This window comes from Nitrospirota bacterium, assembly GCA_016212185.1.
Lineage (GTDB): Bacteria > Nitrospirota > Thermodesulfovibrionia > UBA6902 > DSMQ01 > JACRGX01.
This window is the reverse complement of the sequence record JACRGX010000048.1, coordinates 1-17563: the sequence shown is the minus strand read 5'-3', so window position 1 is coordinate 17563 and position 17563 is coordinate 1. Positions and strand designations below refer to the sequence as shown.

15 protein-coding genes and 1 riboswitch are annotated in these 17563 nt (G+C 44.2%); of the genes, 5 read left to right on the top strand and 10 right to left on the bottom strand.

Annotation, left to right across the window (positions count from 1 at the left end; translation table 11 throughout):
* Both HZA10_05425 and HZA10_05420 read left to right on the top strand, forming a co-directional pair.
* A partial coding sequence (locus HZA10_05425) for a hypothetical protein (protein MBI5195740.1) occupies window positions 1-284 on the top strand: 284 nt, incomplete at its 5' end.
* Complete coding sequence (locus tag HZA10_05420; GenBank protein MBI5195739.1) at window positions 284-3547, top strand: matrixin family metalloprotease; 3264 nt, start codon at window positions 284-286, stop codon at window positions 3545-3547. The genes HZA10_05425 and HZA10_05420, both read left to right, overlap by 1 nt.
* A 138-nt stretch (window positions 3548-3685) precedes the next feature.
* On the opposite strand, the gene HZA10_05415 is transcribed toward HZA10_05420, so the two are convergent.
* The 8 genes from HZA10_05415 to yajC form a co-directional block, all read right to left on the bottom strand.
* Entirely contained in the window at window positions 3686-4177 is a 492-nt protein-coding gene (locus HZA10_05415; protein ID MBI5195738.1) for a methylated-DNA--[protein]-cysteine S-methyltransferase, read from the bottom strand.
* Between the two features lie 151 nt (window positions 4178-4328).
* Window positions 4329-6461, bottom strand: a complete 2133-nt coding sequence (locus HZA10_05410) for a bifunctional (p)ppGpp synthetase/guanosine-3',5'-bis(diphosphate) 3'-pyrophosphohydrolase (protein MBI5195737.1) — start codon at window positions 6459-6461, stop codon at window positions 4329-4331.
* Window positions 6462-6556: 95 nt separating this feature from the next.
* Entirely contained in the window at window positions 6557-8371 is a 1815-nt protein-coding gene (locus tag HZA10_05405; protein ID MBI5195736.1) for a KUP/HAK/KT family potassium transporter, read from the bottom strand.
* Window positions 8368-10059 carry a single-stranded-DNA-specific exonuclease RecJ gene (gene recJ, locus HZA10_05400; protein MBI5195735.1) on the bottom strand — a complete coding sequence of 564 codons (1692 nt, stop codon included), beginning with the start codon at window positions 10057-10059 and terminating at the stop codon, window positions 8368-8370. The genes HZA10_05405 and recJ overlap by 4 nt, the downstream gene beginning before the upstream one ends.
* Window positions 10060-10141: 82 nt before the next feature.
* Window positions 10142-11053, bottom strand: a complete 912-nt coding sequence (gene secF, locus HZA10_05395) for a protein translocase subunit SecF (protein ID MBI5195734.1) — start codon at window positions 11051-11053, stop codon at window positions 10142-10144.
* Window positions 11050-12675, bottom strand: a complete 1626-nt coding sequence (secD, locus tag HZA10_05390; GenBank protein MBI5195733.1) for a protein translocase subunit SecD — start codon at window positions 12673-12675, stop codon at window positions 11050-11052. Before secD ends, secF begins: the two co-directional genes overlap by 4 nt.
* Window positions 12676-12732: 57 nt before the next feature.
* Window positions 12733-13395: an HD domain-containing protein gene (locus HZA10_05385; GenBank protein MBI5195732.1), complete on the bottom strand. Its 663-nt coding sequence runs from the start codon at window positions 13393-13395 to the stop codon at window positions 12733-12735.
* A gap of 4 nt (window positions 13396-13399) precedes the next feature.
* The gene (gene yajC / locus HZA10_05380; protein MBI5195731.1) at window positions 13400-13807 is read right to left on the bottom strand and encodes a preprotein translocase subunit YajC; all 408 of its coding nucleotides are present in this window, start codon (window positions 13805-13807) and stop codon (window positions 13400-13402) included.
* A 126-nt stretch (window positions 13808-13933) separates the two neighbouring features.
* On the opposite strand from yajC, the gene argH reads away from it, so the two are divergent.
* The 3 genes from argH (at window position 13934) to HZA10_05365 (ending at window position 16681) form a co-directional block, all read left to right on the top strand.
* The gene (gene argH / locus HZA10_05375) at window positions 13934-15307 is read left to right on the top strand and encodes an argininosuccinate lyase (protein ID MBI5195730.1); all 1374 of its coding nucleotides are present in this window, start codon (window positions 13934-13936) and stop codon (window positions 15305-15307) included.
* Between the two features lie 124 nt (window positions 15308-15431).
* Window positions 15432-16094 carry a fibronectin type III domain-containing protein gene (locus HZA10_05370; GenBank protein ID MBI5195729.1) on the top strand — a complete coding sequence of 221 codons (663 nt, stop codon included), beginning with the start codon at window positions 15432-15434 and terminating at the stop codon, window positions 16092-16094.
* A 2-nt stretch (window positions 16095-16096) separates the two neighbouring features.
* A complete protein-coding gene (locus tag HZA10_05365; GenBank protein ID MBI5195728.1) occupies window positions 16097-16681 on the top strand; it encodes a D-sedoheptulose 7-phosphate isomerase in 585 nt (194 codons plus the stop codon).
* Window positions 16682-16818: 137 nt separating this feature from the next.
* Window positions 16819-16898: riboswitch (cyclic di-GMP riboswitch) on the top strand.
* 158 nt (window positions 16899-17056) lie between these two features.
* On the opposite strand, the gene HZA10_05360 is transcribed toward HZA10_05365, so the two are convergent.
* The gene (locus HZA10_05360) at window positions 17057-17197 is read right to left on the bottom strand and encodes a hypothetical protein (protein ID MBI5195727.1); all 141 of its coding nucleotides are present in this window, start codon (window positions 17195-17197) and stop codon (window positions 17057-17059) included.
* Entirely contained in the window at window positions 17194-17436 is a 243-nt protein-coding gene (locus HZA10_05355) for a hypothetical protein (protein ID MBI5195726.1), read from the bottom strand. The genes HZA10_05360 and HZA10_05355 overlap by 4 nt, the downstream gene beginning before the upstream one ends.
* Between the last annotated feature and the right edge of the window lie 127 nt (window positions 17437-17563).

Here is a 17563-nt window from a genome sequence, read left to right as displayed (position 1 = left end):
CGAGCGTTTTGATGGTTGATAATGACGGCAAGGTTCTGAATATAGATGGTTTCTATATTTTAGATGTGCAAAATGATAAGCTTGTGGTCGGCCCGTCCAAAGAACAAAAAGAAGATTTCAATAATAAAGGGATACCGCCGTCTGCGGTTGTGGAGGACATAACGGGCAATGTAACGACGATAAGTCCGCAGACAGAACAAAAAATAAAAGCCCATGATATTGATCCAGCAAGACTGCTCAATCTGCAGCAATTCATTAATAAAGTAGGAGGGGGTGAAAGATAATGTTGAGAAAGTTAATTAAACGAATATCAACAGCATTACTTACTGCTTTCCTAATATGCAGTATGAGTTCTTTTGCTTATGCTTATAATGTTTGGTTTACCTATGGCGAAGATTACCTGCCGTATACTATTAATGTGCTTCCAGCTTCAAATCCTTATTCTCCTTATGATTCATACATGGCGGACAGATGGAATAATTATTCTGATATTTTTATGGAGTGGACGACCCGTTATACTGCTGTGTTTAATAATGGCAGAAATGATCAGGTAGATCCTTTTTTAACTAATAGCGAATATAATTCCTACTTTGATACGTCTGGCGGCTGGGGAACAGGGGCAGCAGTAACCTATCGGGAGTGTCAGATAGTCATGGGAATTTGTGCATGGATTACTCAATATTCTGATATTGCGTATAATGATGATGTTTCGTGGACTACCAGTGAAACAGGGAGCGGGCAGTTATTTCAAGGATCTGCACTTCATGAACTGGGACACGCCATTGGTCTCGCCCATAATTTTGATGATATGAGCGTAATGAACTATTACCACCCTAAAGTGTTAGACGACCACCTCATGCCGGATGATGTGAGATATGTTTATGACACATTCCCCGGCAAAGCTAAAACGGTTACTGACATGGGGGTGTGGTCATATAGTTCAAATGGTTACCAATCTTATGCTTCTGCCACAGCGACCCCAGCGAACGTAAATCAAGGGGGAAGTATTGAAGTTGACGGTATATATGTAGGTAATCTTAGTAATGAAAGCCAATCTGGCGCTGTTGTCAAGTTTTATTTATCAACAAACACTACGATAACTACTCTTGATACATATATCGGGCAAGTATCGTTTGGTTTGTGGGCTCGGGCAATTGGCGGGGTATACAACAACCTTAATTTCAGCATACCGAGCAGTACTGCGCCCGGAAGTTATTATGTCGGGATGATCGTTTATGCAAACGGAACATCTGTGGACAGCATTTCTTTTAATAACACGGCGTATCTTGAGTCAACAATTACAGTTGCTGATGCTGCCCCACCAACACCAAACCCAATGACATGGTCTACAGAACCATACGAGACAAGTACATCTTCAATCTCTATGGCAGCTACAACTGCCTCTGATACATCAACTCCAATAAGTTACTATTTTGATTATTACTCAAGCCCGACCGGCGGAACCGGGGGTATAAATTCTGGTTGGCAGAGCAGCACGTCATATATTAATTCTGGTCTTCAGACGAACCATCAATATGGGTATCAGGTAAAAGCAGCAGATAACGCTGGCAATGAAACAGGATATTCAGCTATAAGTTATGATTACACAGACATAGTAACGCCGTCTGGAATTACCTTTGGCGCTATTACAAATAATAGTATTCAGGCAATGTCAAGCAATACTCCGCCGGGGCTTACCAGAGGCAGTTCGGGATTGATAATATATAACATATCTAACAGCTCCGATTCTGGCTGGAAGCAGAATAACAATTACTGGACCAGCGGTTCATTATCAGTTAATACGCGATATGGATTTTATGCCAAGGCGAGAAATGGTGATGCAGATGAAACACCATCAAGCAGCACTTATTATCGCTATACATTGGCTAATACCCCCGGAGTTTCCTCTTTCTCCAATGTGACACAGACAAGTATTAAGGCAAATTGGACCGTTAATGGTAATCCCTCAAGTACGGAATATTATGCTGAAAATACAACTATGGGAACAAATTCAGGATGGGAAAAAAGCACATATTGGAATAACACAGGGCTTACTTGCGGGACATCATATAATTATCGTGTTAAGGCAAAAAATGGCGATGGGGTTGAGACAGAATGGACTAATCTCGGTCCCCAGAGCACCTTAGCATGTGCTACTGATATCACCGTAACCACCGCGCCATCTGGCGGACAGATTACAGTTGATGGAACCAATTACACAGCGCCTCAGACATTCATCTGGGTATCAGGCTCAAGCCATGCGATAGGAGTGTCATCTCCTCAGAGCGGAGGCACAGGAATACAATATGTCTACTCCTCATGGAGTGATGAAGGGGCACAGAGCCATACGATAACAGCCCCGTTTTCTGCAGCGACATACACGGCAAACTTTACAACGCAGTATCAGTTGACGACAACTGCAGACCCTGCAGCAGGCGGAAGCGTAAGCCCGAATTGTCCAACAGGATGCTGGTATAACAGTGGGGCGTCGGTGCCAGTAACAGCAACAGCAAACGCCGGTTATACATTCACAGGCTGGTCTGGGGCCTGTTCAGGCACAGGGACCTGCACAGTGACAATGACATCTGCAAAGAGCGTAACTGCAAGCTTTTGTCAATATCAGACTTGGTATAAGGATGGAGATAATGATTTTTATTCTGATGGAACAACTACGGAATCATGTACAAGACCTGCAGGTTATAAAGAACCCGGTGAATTAGTAGCAACCTCAGGTGACTGTGATGACAATGATGCCAATGTTCATCCCGGAGCTGATGATTCCAACTGCAACGCTATTGACGAAAATTGTGATGGAACGCCTGATGATGGTTTTGTGCCAACACCGACCACCTGTGGCCTTGGTGTTTGTTCCTCAACAGGAGAATTAATCTGTGTAAACGGAGTAGCACAAGATAACTGTATTCCAGGACAGCCACAGGCCGAAGGACCTCCCAGCGACCCAACCTGTAGTGATACACTTGATAATGATTGTGACAGTTTGACAGACAATGCTGACCCTGACTGTGTGATTTTATGCACAGACAATGACAGTGATGGCTATGCGTTAGAGGGAGGAGACTGTGGATTGGTAGACTGTGATGATACCAATGCAGCAGTCAACCCAGGCGCAACTGAAATCTGTGACGGCTTGGATAATGACTGCGATGGTCAGATAGATGAAGGTTGCATCCCTGACCTCATCATCTCCGCTCTGTCAGCCCCATCAACAGCAGGGGCTGGTCAGACTGTAACCGTTCATGAGAGGACAAAGAATAATGGTACAGGCACAGCAGGCGCTTCAACTACCAAATTCTATCTTTCTACTGACAACAGATATAATCAAGGAGATACCGAGCTTGGAATGAGGACAGTAGCTTCTCTTACAGGAGGAGCCTCAAGCAAAGGGAGAACCCAAATAACTATTCCTTCAGGCACAATTGCCGGCAATTATTATATCATAGGAAGGGCAGATGCAGGTGGTGTTGTTGCTGAAAGTAATGAGAAGAATAATACGAAGGCAACAGCAATAACTATAACAAGTCCGTAGGCGTATTAAAAGAAAGTTAATCCTGAATAAGTCGGGACAAAGTTTAAAGTTGAAGGATTAGAGGGGCGGGAGAAATCCCGCCCCTCTAATCCTTACGTTGAACATTTAAACAACTTTGAACAATCTTGAACTTTGTATCTATTCTCTGTTTATCTTTGCATAATATTCCATCTCAAGCAGTCTTCTTTTAATATCTATGCCCGGGGAATATCCGCCGATGGAGCCGTCTGCTTCAATGACCCTGTGGCAGGGCAGGATGATGGGGAGAGGGTTTCTTGAGAGCGCCCGGCCTACCGCCCTTACTGCCGCAGGACTATTGATTTTTTCAGCAACCCATTTGTAAGAACGCGTCTCACCAAACGGAATTTCCCGCAGGCAGTTCCAGACCTTTTTATCAAAGTCAGTAGCTTTAAGAAAATTTATTTTTTGACCGAATGTTACATTTATACCCTTAAAGTAATTTCTCAGGTCTTTTTTCAGGCTTTCAGGCGCTGAATTTTTTGCAAGTGCGGTCTGGACAGGTTTTTTAAATGAGACTCCTGTAAGAAATTCACCGGAGAATATCAAATACAGCGTGCCGAATGGACTTTCAAAGACGTCATAATATGTATGAGATTTTCTTTTCGTCATAACTAAAGAAATTTATTGACAGTTCAAATTGTTCAATATGGTTCAAATCGTTCAAGCCGTTCAATCTTGAACAATATTAAACGATTTAAACAATTTTGAACGTCTTTAATAATTCTTGAACTACTTAAACAATGTTGAACGTCTTTAATTGTCACGCCGACTTGACCCTGTTCACCTCTATAACACCGCTGACCTGCGGTATCTGTTTAAGAATATCGTTAAGCTGGTTTTTATCCTTGACCTCAAGAATGAAATTCAGACTGGCCTGTTTATTGTATGATACAGAATCAATGCGGTGAATGTTTATATTCGCCGCCGAGATGATAGCGCTTACCTCGGCAAGTACCCCGGGCTGGTCCATGGTATACACGCTTATTTTGACAGAATATGTGGCGTCACCGCCTGTCATCCAGTCCACATCCAGCAGGCGGTCCTTATCAACTGCCATGACTTCAAGATTGGGGCAGTCTGCCGTATGGATGGAAACTCCCCGTCCTCTTGTCACAAAGCCTTTGACCTTTTCACCGGGAAGCGGGTAACAGCATTTTGAGCGGTGGAACATTATTTCATCAACGCCTTTAATCTTTATTCCTTTTTCTTCGGTTTCTTTTTTTAACTCTTTTTTTGCCGGGTGTTTTTCTGTTTTTTCAGCCTCAGGAAGCAATTTGTTCACAATCTGATACGGAGAGAGTTTTCCATAGCCGATTGCAAGCAGGAGGTCCTCAAGCGCAGTAAACTTGAATAATTTGGCGGCGTCCAGGACTTCTTTTGACTTTATCAATGAAGGACTGAGGTCATGTTTTCTAAGCTCTCTTTCCAAAAGCTCCCTGCCGACTGCCTCGCCTTTTTCCCTCTCTTCAGCTTTTATCCACTGCTTAATCCTTGTCTTGGCCCTTGTTGTCTTTACGAATTTGAGCCAGTCTTTGCTCGGATGATGTCCTGGCGAGGTTATTATCTCTACGGTATCTCCGTTTTTCAGGGTATATCTGAGAGGAACGATCTTACCGTTTACTTTGGCACCTGTGCACTGATGCCCGATTTGAGTATGGATGCTGTAGGCCAGGTCCAGCGGCGTTGAATCATAAGGCAGTTCCATGACATCGCCCTTTGGAGTAAAAACGTATACAACGTCCGGGAAAATGTTGCCCTTTACCGTTTCAAGAAATTCTTTTGCATCCGGCATGTCCTTCTGCGCCTGCACAATATCCCTGAGCCATGAGAAATATTTATCGTCTTTTTCCTTTATGGGCTTTTGTTCTTTGTATTTCCAGTGTGCGGCAATACCTTCCCGCGCTATCCGGTCCATTTCCTCAGTCCTTATCTGAAGTTCAATCTTTTCGCCCTTGGGACCGACGACTGTTGTATGCAGGGACTGATAAAGGTTGGATTTGGGCGCACCGATGAAATCCTTAAACCTGCCGGGGACCGGCGTCCACATGGAATGAATAAGCCCCAGTATACCGTAACAATTTGTCTGTGTATTTGTGATTATTCTAAGCGCATTGACATCATAGACCTGCTCAAAGGGAATCCGCTGTTTTTGCATTTTCTGGTAAATGCCGTAGTAGTGCTTAATCCTTCCGAAGACCCTTGCGGGAATCTCAGCCTCTGCAAGCGTCTTCTCAATTATATTTATGCCTTCACTTAAATATTCTTCCTGCTCCTCTTTTCTTTTTGCAACCTTACTGCTTAAGTCATTATAGATTTCAGGCATGATGTGTTTAAAACCCAGGTCTTCAAACTCGGTCTTCAGCCAGCCGATACCGAGCCGGTTTGCAAGGGGCGCATAAATATCCATTGTTTCCTGCGCTATTTTTTCCCGTTTTGTCTCATGGAGGTATTCCAGTGTGCGCATGTTGTGCAGCCTGTCGGCGAATTTAATCAGCATCACCCTGATATCTTTTGCCATTGCCAGAAACATCTTTCTGAAATTTTCGGCAAGGGCTTCCTCGCTGGTCCTGAATTCCATCCTGCTTAATTTCGTTAGGGATTCAACAAGGAAGGCTACATCTTTGCCGAAAAGCCCTTTTATGTCTTCAGCCGTTACAGCAGTGTCCTCAATGGTATCGTGCAGAAGCCCTGCCGCAATGGTTGTGCTGTCCATGCGCATATCCGTAAGAATCGCGGCGACTGCGAGGGGATGTTCAATATAAGGAGAGCCTTCCACCCTTTTTTGCTTTTGATGCGCTTCGCTGGAAAAGGCATAAGCCCTGCGGAACAGGTCAAAATTTGCCTCAGGGTTGTAGGAAAAGACCCTGTCAACAAGGGCGTCAATGGTGTTTATTTCCTTCAGCACAGGCATGTGTTTATTATACTACTAAAATAAAAAGAGGGAAAATTTAAATTTTAAAATGGACCGTTGATTTACTTATGCAGGTCTTACATCTCAATTCTTGTGATGACGCCGTGGAGTTTGTGGGAGGGGAATTTGTAGAACTGTACAAACGGAGGGGTTAATCTCTTGAATACTGAAAAAATCTTCCAGTGGGGGCTTTTTGTCACAATATCCTCAATGCCGTAGAAGATGGTCTTTTCCTCTATGCCCGCCTCTCTTAAAATCTCTTCTACATCAACTACCTCAAGATATCCAAACTGTATTTCAAACACCCTGAGGTTTTTTGTAATGTCCTCTTTAAAGTACCCGGTGACGCCGAAGGGATCGTCCCTCTTGATTATTGAGACAAAGATGCTGTTTTCATATACAATGCCGTGATAAAACATTGTCTGCGTGATGTAAAACGGAATTTCCTTTATATTTCTTATGAGGAACAATGCAGTGCCTTTGATTTTTTCCGTTGCGGCATATACCCTGTTGAATTTAAGAAGGAATTCATCAAACGGCATAAACTTCATCATCTTATACAGCCTTCTCTGTCCGCGTGTATAAAGCAGTATGGTAAGAAACGGAATTAGGGCTATGATAAGCGACCAGTAGCCGCCGTGAGGTATTTTGTAGAAGTTTGCAGTCAGATATGCAAGGTCCACGATTGTAACGAGAATGGAAATGGCTGTCAGCCCCAAATTTTTTTTCTGAAAAAATATCCAGGTCATCATTATGCCGGTCAGAGTCATGGTCCCTGTGACGGCCAAGCCGTAGGCCGCTGCAAGGCGGCTGGACTCTTTGAATTCGCTCATAATAAATAAGACGGATAATAGGAGGAACCAGTTGACAATGCCTATGTATATTTGTGTCCTGAGTTCAGCGGATGTGTAGTCAACTTTAAACATCGGCATAATGCGCGTTGCAATTCCCTGATAGACGATGGAGAACATTCCGCTTATCATGGCCTGAGATGCAATTATGGTTGCGGCTATGCTGAGGATGAGAAACGGGATGTAAAAACTGCGCGCCTGATGGAATATCATTCCAAAAAGCACATTTTTAGTCTCAGGATGCTCAATGAGAAATGCGCCTTGTCCGAGATAATTAAGTAAAAGGGCGGCAAATACAAAGTACCACGCCCTTAGAATGGGCTGACGTCCAAGATGTCCCATGTCGGCATAGAGCGCCTCGCCGCCTGTTGCGCAGAGTATGACCTCTGAGAGCACAAAAAAGCCCGCTATGCCGTTTTCATGGAGGAACTTAAATGCATAATACGGATTGACAGCCTTAGTCACTGAAGGGGCATGAATTATTGACGCCAGTCCTGATACTGCCAGTGTCGCAAACCACACTACCATCAGGGGTCCGAATGCGCGCGCAACTTTTTCAGTTCCTTTTTTTTGAAAAGCAAATAAAACTATTGCAATTCCTGCCGCAATAATCACAAGGGACTGCTGGGGCGTGGTTTCAAATCCCGGTATCAGGAGCAAGCCTTCAACTGCGCTGAGTATGCTTATGGATGGTGTAATTACGCCGTCGCCGATAAGAAGGGATACGCCTATGAAAGAGAGCAGGGTAACGAAGCTTAGCTGCCGGCCTGATTTAAGGAATGGAACCAGTATTTCCTTTAAAACAATGGTACCGCCTTCGCCTTTTTTGCCGAGGCTCATTGCAAGCCACGCATATTCTATTGTAACAAGTATCATCAGGGTCCAGACAATGAGTGAGAGGACGCCGATGATGTTGGTTTCTGTAGGTTTTGTCAGGAGGAAGATAACGGTAATGGTGTATATGGGGCTTGTCCCGATGTCGCCAAAGACAAGACCCAATGATTTTATGATTCCTTTTATGGGTGATTCTTTCTCAATCATGTGCTGGGTCTGACCGCCTTAAGGTTAAGCTGAAGAATCCTGCTGCTGTTCCATTCATTTATGCATGGAACAAAAGCGGCGTCAAGGGTATAAGAATCTTCAATCTTCTCCAGCAATTCAGACATATTAAAACCTATTGTATCCATGCTCAGGCTTTTTTGCTTTAACCTCATCTTCAAATGGCTGTTGCCGACTACCCTCGGGTCAACGGCCTCAAGGCCCTTTACCCCAAGCAGCGGCGCCTCGTTTGCAGAGCCAAAGGGCTCAAGCATGCCGAGTTCCCGGACAAGATTAAAGGTTACCTCAAAGAGGTCTACCGCTGCATCTATTTCAAGGACCGGCGTCAGCGCATCATCATTAAGGTCTCTCTCCACTATGGAATTCATCTGGTTTTTAAATGCAGGTAAGTTTTCCGTAAGAATTTTGACCCCTGCCGCCTGACTGTGTCCTCCAAAAGCAAGGAGCAGTCCTGCACATTCGGCAATGCCATTATAAATATGAAAAGGAGGGATGCTCCTGGCCGAGCCTTTTGCAGCAGCGCCGTCAACGGAGAAAACAAATGCGGGTCTGTAAAACTCTTCAACGAGCCTTGATGCAACAATGCCCAATACTCCCTGATGCCAGGCCGGCGAATAAAGCACTATCGCATTGCCGGGGTTCCCGGCATCTATCATGCTGACCGCTGATTTATAGACCTCCTCTTCAACCCTCTGCCGGTCCTTGTTTTGGGTTCCAAGGAAGGCTGCTATGCCCTTTGCTTTTGCCTCATCCGTTGTCAGGAAAAGTTCTACGACTTCACTTGCATCGCCGAGCCTTCCGGCGGCATTAATCCGGGGGATTATTGTGTAGGAAAGTGTTCCGGACTTAAGCTCTTTGCCGTTGTTAATGCCTGCGGCTTCTATTAAGGCGTGTATTCCCGTCCGGCAGTTTCTGCTGTTAAGTTCTTTAAGCCCATAAGCTGCCAGAACTCTGTTTTCACCTGTCAGAGGGACTGAATCCGCAATGGTTCCAATTGTGACAAGGTCAAGGAAGGATGAAGGTTGAAGGTTGAGGGATGAAGGTTGAGTTAAAGCCTGCACTAATTTATAGACGACGCCAACGCCTGCAAGATGCTTAAAAGGGTATGTTGAATCTATTCTGTGAGGATTTATAACTGCAAGCGCAGGAGGCAGTTCCTGCGGCGGTTCGTGATGGTCAGTGATAATGACATCAATGCCGAGCGAATTAGCCTCTGACACCTCCTTTTTAGAGCTTATGCCGCAATCCACTGTAATGACAAGGCCGGCTCCGCACTGTGTTGCTTTTTGAATTCCAGGCATGTTGAATCCATAACCTTCTGAAAGCCTGTTAGGGATGTAATAATGGGTTTTTAAGCTTAATTCACGCAATGCGGAGACCAGAAGCGCTGTGGACGTAATCCCGTCTGCGTCATAATCACCGTGCACAAACACAGTTTCACCCTTGCCAACGGCTGTCATTATACGCTCAACCGCGATTTTCATGTCGGGCATTAAAAAGGGGTCGTGAAGGTTGTCAATGGAAGGATTAAGGAATGCTTTTATTGAATCAGGGTCTTTCAGCCCCCTGTTTATAAGAATCTGAACAAAAGCCGTAGATACGGAGGTCTTTCTTGCAAGGTATTCCAAAAAGTCCTGATTGGTCCTGTTTACCAGCCACTTTCTATGCATGATTGCCGCTGTCAGGTGTAAGGGGTAAGGCGATAGAGGAAAAACTCAACATCTCCTTACGCTTTACGCCTCACGCCTCACGTCATTTTTTAGCAAATGTCATTTTCCCTTTCCAGAGAAGCACGATAGGGCTTGCGACAAATATGGAAGAATAGGTCCCGATAACAACACCCATTATCATGGCAAGCGAAAAATCATGAAGCACCTCGCCGCCGAAGAAAAACAGGGCAATGGATGTAAGAAGAACGGTTGTTGAGGTTATAATAGTCCTTGAAAGCACTTCGTTGATGCTCAGATTCATGACCGCGACAGCCGGCTCTTTGTGTTTTGTCCTGAGATTTTCCCGTATCCTATCAAAGACAACGACCGTATCGGTAAGAGAATATCCTGCAATTGTCAGGAGCGCTGTGATAAGAATGAGGTTAATCTCTTTACCCATGACATAAAAGACGCCGAGCACTGCCAGCACATCATGAAAAGTGGCAACCGTAGCGCCGATGCCGAATCTGAACTGAAACCTGAAAGCCACGTATATCAGAATTCCTATTGTTGCAACGATTATCGCAACAAGGGCGTCTCTGCGCAGTTTTCCGCCGACTTTGGGACCGATCTCTGTCGTGGAGTCAATGACAAATTTATTTTGCGGAAATTTTTCCTCAAGGATGGTTACTACCTTCCCGGCAAATTCGCCCATTGTAAATTCGCCTTTTTTCATTCTTACGAGTATTTTATTTTCCGTGGGCAGATCCTGCAGGTCAAAATCCTTTATCCCCTTTTCCTCAAATGCCTTTCTGATATCATGCAGAGGGATTGAATTTTCAAATTTAAGCTGAACGGAAGACCCGCCTGCGAAATCTATTCCCAGATTGGCCCCGCCCGTATAAATGCCGACCACCGCCCAGAGGCCCAAAAAGGACAGGAGGCCTGAAAATACAAATGCAATGTAACGCTTTCCCAAAAAGTCTATATTCGGTTTTTTAATTAGTTCAATCATATGCTGAGTTTTTTAACCTCTTTCTTGTTGTTTATAAGATCAAAGACAAGTTTTGTGCCGATTAAAGCGGTGTAAAGATTTATCGCCACGCCCATGCTGAGAGTCACTGCAAAGCCCTTGATCGGGCCTGTGCCAAACTGGAAGAGAACAGCCGCAGTTATCAGTGTGGTAATGTGCGAGTCAAAGATGGTCCAGAAAGCCTTGTCATAGCCTGAGTCAACTGCTGCTCTCGGTGTTTTCCCGAGCCGGAGCTCGTCTCTTATCCTCTCAAACATGAGGACATTGCTGTCCACGGCCATGCCTATGGCAAGGATTATTCCCGCTATGCCGGGAAGCGTCAGGGTGGCGTTCAGTATAGAAAGGGCGCCGAGAAGCATGATAATGTTGAGCATCAGCGCAACGTCAGCGATGAGTCCGGAGAATCTGTAATAAAATATCATAAACAATATCACTAAAAGTGAGCCTATAATGCCGGCTTTGACGCCTGCATTTATGGAATCCCTTCCGAGAGAAGGGCCTACAGTGACGTTCTGTAGCATCTTTAAGGGTGCGGGCAGAGAGCCGGACCTGAGCACAATAGCAAGGTCTTTTGCGTCATCTATGCTGAAGCGTCCTGATATCTGGGCATTGCCTCCGGCAATCTTTTCCTGTATCACAGGTGCGGAATAGACATTGTTGTCCAGAATTATTGCAAGGCGTTTTTTGACATTTGCCGCTGTGATGTCTTCAAATAATTTTGCGCCCACATCATTAAACGATATTGAGACATAAGGTTCATTCCCGAGCCTTGTATCAATATTCACCTTGGCCTCGGTCAGGGAGTCGCCTGTCATGAGCGTCTGTTTTTTCACAAGGTAAACTTTTTTGGTTACCTTTCCTGTTTCCTTATTCGTAATCCGCTCAAAAAGAATCTCATCGCCTTCGGGGATTTTTGCAGAGAACTCCTGCATCAACTTTTCTTCTTCGTCAGGCAGGATGGTTTCAGGAATCTGTGCGGCTATGCCTTCCTCGTCAAGAAGCTTGAACTCAAGAAGGGCGGTCTTGCCGATGATGTCTACGGCTCTCTGTGTGTCCTTAACTCCCGGAAGCTGTACGACGATTTCGTTAGCCCCCTGTCTTTGAATAGTGGGCTCTGCAACGCCGAACTGGTCAATCCTGTTGCGAATTGTCTCGGCCGCCTGCTCCACGGCATTTTCCTTTATTCTGTCAGCCTCTTTTGCCGGAATCTTATAGACGGCTTTCCCTTCCGAACTGTCAGACAGCGACAGGGCAGGGTAGTTGTCTTCAATAACTTTTCTTGCCTTTATGTCGGATGAAGATACGATAATATTGCTTCCGTCTTTTTTGACGTCAGCCTTAAACCCTTTCTTATCCAGGAGGTCTTTAAGGCTTACTGCAATCCTCTCCAGAGTGAGGTCCACGGCCTTGTCCCCCTCAACCTCAAAGACAAGGTGCAGTCCGCCCTGAAGGTCCAGCCCTAAGGTGATGCCTTTTTCAGGGATTATTTTTTTCAGCCATCCGGGCATTGATAAAAACAACTGCGTTGACGGAAGGAAGAATATCACGGACAGCAATGTCGTTAGTGATATTAATAATATCCGCCAGAAAAATTTCTTTTTCACTCAGCCTCCGAAATTTATAAAAAGTTTAAACAGTTCAAAATTGTTCAAGCTGTTCAATTACGCCATGCGCGTATCATTTATAAAAAGCTGGAACTCACAGCCTAATGCGCTTGCAGCCTTTCTGCAGACGATCATCCTTGACAAAAATATTTCAAAGTATTCAATGACCTGAGAGATGCCTGTATTTATCATAAGGTAAAGAATAATGGTCTTTGCCTTTGCATCAACGGCAAGCCTTGACTCTGTGGCGGCATAATTCACCCTGTCGTGGATGTCAGAGCTTACCATGGAAGGATTTCTGACCCTGCCCCTGTGCACATCAGCCTTGTCGGCAATGAGAATTGCCGCAGAAACCGGGTCGTGAACTCCGATATCTTCGCTTTCATGAATGCCTATTGCTCCCATAATCCTGATAGTATCTTCTATGCTTATGTCAAAATCACTAAGAATATCACGGCTTAAAATGGCCCCGTGCTGGTCATGATTCTGCCGCCCTAAAAAATTGCCTATATCATGAAGGTAGCCTGCCGCTTTGGCAAGCAGTACATCTTTTTCAGGGTATTGAAGCTCCTTTAATATATATCCTGCAAAATCTGAAACCTTTGCGGCATGCCGGACATTGTGTTCTGTATAGCCTATTGCCTCAAGGTATTTGTCCGCGCCTTCAATATAGAGTTTTACCTTGGCATTCTGCTTTAATTGTTCTAAATTTAATGGCAAACCGCTACTCACCTGTTCTTATGTCTGCAATGAAATTACGGTTGATTCTTATCCGAATATCTTCTTTGATGCCGATTTTTAAAACCATCCTGTCGCCGTCAACTTCCTCTATAATGCCCTCAATCCCGCCGGTGGTGATAACCTTGTCTCCCCGCTTAAGATTCTCAAGCATTTTCTTATGTTCTTTGGCCTTCTTGGACTGCGGCCGTATGAGGAGGAAGTAGAATATGACGAAAATAAAAACTAAAGGCAGAAGCGATGTAAACATTGACTCCATCCCGCCGGACTGGGCGCCGCCTGCATTTTTCGGCGCAGGAGTCAGCGCATAAACCTCGTTAGATAATAAACACGCAACGGCGTAAATACCGCAAGATAATAAATATCTAACGGGGTAAACTCTATTTTTAAACATAATCCACCTCCTATGGGTGATATTCAAATTTGATTAATATACCTTTAAAGCAGTTGTTAAATCAAGATGCAAATGAATAAAATGGGCTTGACTACCATAAGCCTGTAGTTTTATTCTTTACTCATCATGAAAAAACCCTGGGCAGGAAGATTTACCGAAAAGACCGAAAAAATAGTTGAAGGGTTCACTTCCTCCATTTCTTTTGACAAACGCCTCTGGGAGTATGATATTGACGGAAGCATCGCACATGCAAGGATGTTAGGGAAGCAAAAAATTATTTCCCGCAGGGATATGGAATTAATCATCAGAGGTCTTGATAAAATCAGGGATGAAATCAGGAATAATAAATTTAAGTTCAGAGATGAGCTTGAAGACATACACATGAATATTGAACATGCGCTCATAAATAAAATCGGCTCCGCAGGGGGCAAGCTCCATACGGCAAGAAGCCGCAATGACCAGACGGCTCTGGACCTCAGGCTTTTCATGAGGGAGGAGATAAGCGGTATCCTGAAACTTATAACAAGTTTTCAGAGAGTTTTGCTGAATATTGCAGAAAGGCATGTTGATACGCCTATGCCGGGTTATACGCACCTGCAAAGGGCTCAGCCTGTGCTTCTTTCACATCATCTGCTGGCATATCTTGAAATGCTTGAGCGGGATAAGGCGAGATTCAATGACTGCCTGAAGAGGGTTAATATACTGCCTCTTGGCTCTGCCGCGCTGGCAGGCACAACACTGCCTATTGACAGAAAATATGCGGCGGGACTTTTAAGTTTTCCTGCAATATCGGGCAACAGCATGGACGCCGTATCAGATAGGGACTTTGTGATTGAATTTCTTTCCGCATCCGGCTTGCTGATGGCGCATCTTTCACGCCTCGCTGAAGAGCTGGTGCTGTGGAGCAGTGCGGAGTTTGGTTTTATTGAACTGCCTGACGCATACTCAACAGGCTCAAGCATTATGCCGCAGAAAAAGAACCCCGACGTTCCCGAATTGATAAGGGGCAAAACAGGCAGGGTGTTTGGGAGCCTGATTGCGATGCTGACAGTTTTAAAGGGACTGCCTCTTTCATACAACCGGGACCTGCAGGAGGACAAAGAGCCTGTTTTTGACGCAACCGATACGGTTAAGTCTTGCCTTTCGGTTTTAATCAAGATGATGCCGGAAATCAAATTTAAAAAAAATGTATTAAGAAATGCGGCTGATGCCGATTTTTCAACCGCCACTGATATTGCTGAGTACCTTGTCAAAAAAGGGATTCCTTTCAGAAATGCGCATGAGACTGCGGGCAGGATTGTCAGATACTGCATCAGAAAAAACAAGATGCTTGCAGAACTAAGCTTAAAGGAATTTAAAGACTTTTCAAAATTAATAGGGAAGGATATTTTTAACTGCCTTACGGTTCAGGAATCTGTTAATAAAAAAACTTCATACGGCGGAACTTCAAAAAAGAATGTGCTGGCCGCTTTTAAAAAATTTAAAAAACTATTAAAATAGTGTTATACTGACGGCGAAGGACGGGATTTACCGAATAACTTCTCCCGAGGGAATCTTGAAAAATAAAAAATTATTTTTTATTTCGTATATACTGATTTCCTTTTTTCTTTCCGCTTGCGGCAGGATGGCCGACCCTGCTCCGTTAGACCTCTACAAAAAAGATGTCCCTGTTGCAAGGAATTTAAAGGCTCTTAAAGACCAGAGCGGCATAAATCTTACTTGGGAACTGCCTGATGACAGGGAATTTTCCAGAAAGGCAATAAAAGGTTTTGTAGTCTTCAGGGCGGATGTCCCGAAGGATGTTACGATAGAGAAATGCGAATGTGAATACAGGTCGGTTGATTTTATCGTCATAGGCAAGGGCAATACTTTTAAATTTTCCGATAAAGGCGCATTAAAGGCGCAGACATATGCATATAAAGTTATTGTCATGGACAAAAATAACAGGATGAGCAGGGATTCTGATATTATCGTTGTGCCTGGTGAAAAGCCTGCGTCTGAAAAAAGCAAGGCGGCCGCGCCAAAATCTCCTTCGGGGCTTACTGCTGTTTATACGCATAAAAGCGTTGTAATTACATGGGATGAAGTTCCCGGTGCGGATAGTTACAGGATTTACAGGTCACTCGGCGGACGTGATGATTTCAGCATTGCCGGAGAGTCGGCTACGCCTGTATTTACCGACAGAGGCATAGAGCCTGCAAAAAAATATTATTACAAGGTTACGGCTGTCAAGGGCGCTGAGGGTCTTCCGTCAAATGTTATTGAAATTAAATCTGAGGTTTTTTGATTATGAAGAATAAGATTTTATCAATCTTTGAAGAAAGCATATCTGTCAAAGGACAGTTTATAAAAGAAAACGTTGATGCAATTGTTGAGGTGTCAAAGCTTCTTGCAGATACATTTGACAGAGGTGGCAAACTGATGCTTTTCGGCAACGGCGGAAGCGCCACAGATGCCTCCCACATTGCGGCTGAATTTGTCAACAGGTTTAAGAGAGAGCGTCCCGGGCTCCCTGCCCTGGCGCTTAATACGGATATGTCTGTTATGACCGCCATTGCAAATGATTACGATTTTTCAGAAGTTTTTGCCCGGCAGGTCAAGGCGCTTGCGCAGGAGGGCGATGTGCTTGTTGCCATAAGCACAAGCGGAAATTCACCTAATGTGCTTAAGGCTGTTGAAGCGGCAAAAAAGAAAAAATTAAAGATAATAGCTCTAACCGGCGCCAAGGGAGAGAAGCTTGCGTCAAAGGCTGATTATGCCTTCATTGTCCCCTCTACAAACACACCGAGAATTCAGGAGGTTCATATAACCCTCGGACATGTGCTCTGCCAGATGGTTGAAGAAATACTCTTTGAATCGCACAGGAAGAAGTAAAAGACCTTAACGTGTGACAGCTCTCGCCTTCCTTGCCTCAATCCAACTATAAATAAATCTTATAGGAACTATAAGATTTATTAAATTTCTTGACTGAAATTGTAAATTTATGTGAAAGTAAAATTGTATAATTACTTTCCAGATAAAGCCAAATTCCGAGTAATCGGGAGGCGGAAAGCACCAGATACCGGAGAACCGGCATGGCTGAGCTGCCTAAGAGAGAACAATAGGTAAGTTCAGCTTTTTTTGTTTTTTGTAATTCCCCCTTAGTAAAGGGGCCTGCCTGCCGGTAGGCAGGGATACAGGGGGTTGTTCCTCAAAATTATTTGTGAGTAAATACCCTTCTTTAGCAAAGAGGGGGGAGATTTTTGTAAATTAATCTTTGATTAAGAATTTTACAGAATGAGCGTAAGGATGGTATCTGAAATGTTCATAAATGGCTTTTGCTGTTTTATTATGCTGGTCTTTGGGAATGGCGAGGGCGCAGAAAGCGCCTGTATCAATGAAGACTCTCAATCAAGCGCCTCGCCGTACAGGTATTTGTCATGATGAACGGAAAGGTCGGTGTCGCGACAATCTTTTGCGATGTCAATGATTCCTGCGAGGGAACATTTTTTACCGTTGGGTTGGGCTACCTTTTTACCCGAAGGAGCAAGTTTTTTGAAAACATATAGTTTTAAGTTCATAATTTCTTTTTCCATAATCTTTATTTTATGGAGTACATCAACAGTATTTTTTAGCACGGTTTGTCTCATTTTTATACCTCCTTTTTTGTTTGAATCATTTACTCAACTTTACCATATAAATAATTTTTCTGTCAAAAGAGAGGGAGCAGGGGGCGTGTTGCAATTCCCCCTTAGTAAAGGGGGATAAGGGGGTTGT

Excerpts from the sequence above, each read along its gene's own strand:
- HZA10_05420 (MBI5195739.1), top strand. The coding sequence starts at position 284 with ATGTTGAGAAAGTTAATTAAACGAATATCAACAGCATTACTTACTGCT.
- HZA10_05415 (MBI5195738.1), bottom strand. The coding sequence starts at position 4,177 with ATGACGAAAAGAAAATCTCATACATATTATGACGTCTTTGAAAGTCCA.
- HZA10_05405 (MBI5195736.1), bottom strand. The coding sequence starts at position 8,371 with ATGATTGAGAAAGAATCACCCATAAAAGGAATCATAAAATCATTGGGT.
- recJ (MBI5195735.1), bottom strand. The coding sequence starts at position 10,059 with ATGCATAGAAAGTGGCTGGTAAACAGGACCAATCAGGACTTTTTGGAA.
- secF (MBI5195734.1), bottom strand. The coding sequence starts at position 11,053 with ATGATTGAACTAATTAAAAAACCGAATATAGACTTTTTGGGAAAGCGT.
- yajC (MBI5195731.1), bottom strand. The coding sequence starts at position 13,807 with ATGTTTAAAAATAGAGTTTACCCCGTTAGATATTTATTATCTTGCGGT.
- argH (MBI5195730.1), top strand. The coding sequence starts at position 13,934 with ATGAAAAAACCCTGGGCAGGAAGATTTACCGAAAAGACCGAAAAAATA.
- HZA10_05370 (MBI5195729.1), top strand. The coding sequence starts at position 15,432 with ATGGCCGACCCTGCTCCGTTAGACCTCTACAAAAAAGATGTCCCTGTT.
- HZA10_05365 (MBI5195728.1), top strand. The coding sequence starts at position 16,097 with ATGAAGAATAAGATTTTATCAATCTTTGAAGAAAGCATATCTGTCAAA.
- HZA10_05355 (MBI5195726.1), bottom strand. The coding sequence starts at position 17,436 with ATGAGACAAACCGTGCTAAAAAATACTGTTGATGTACTCCATAAAATA.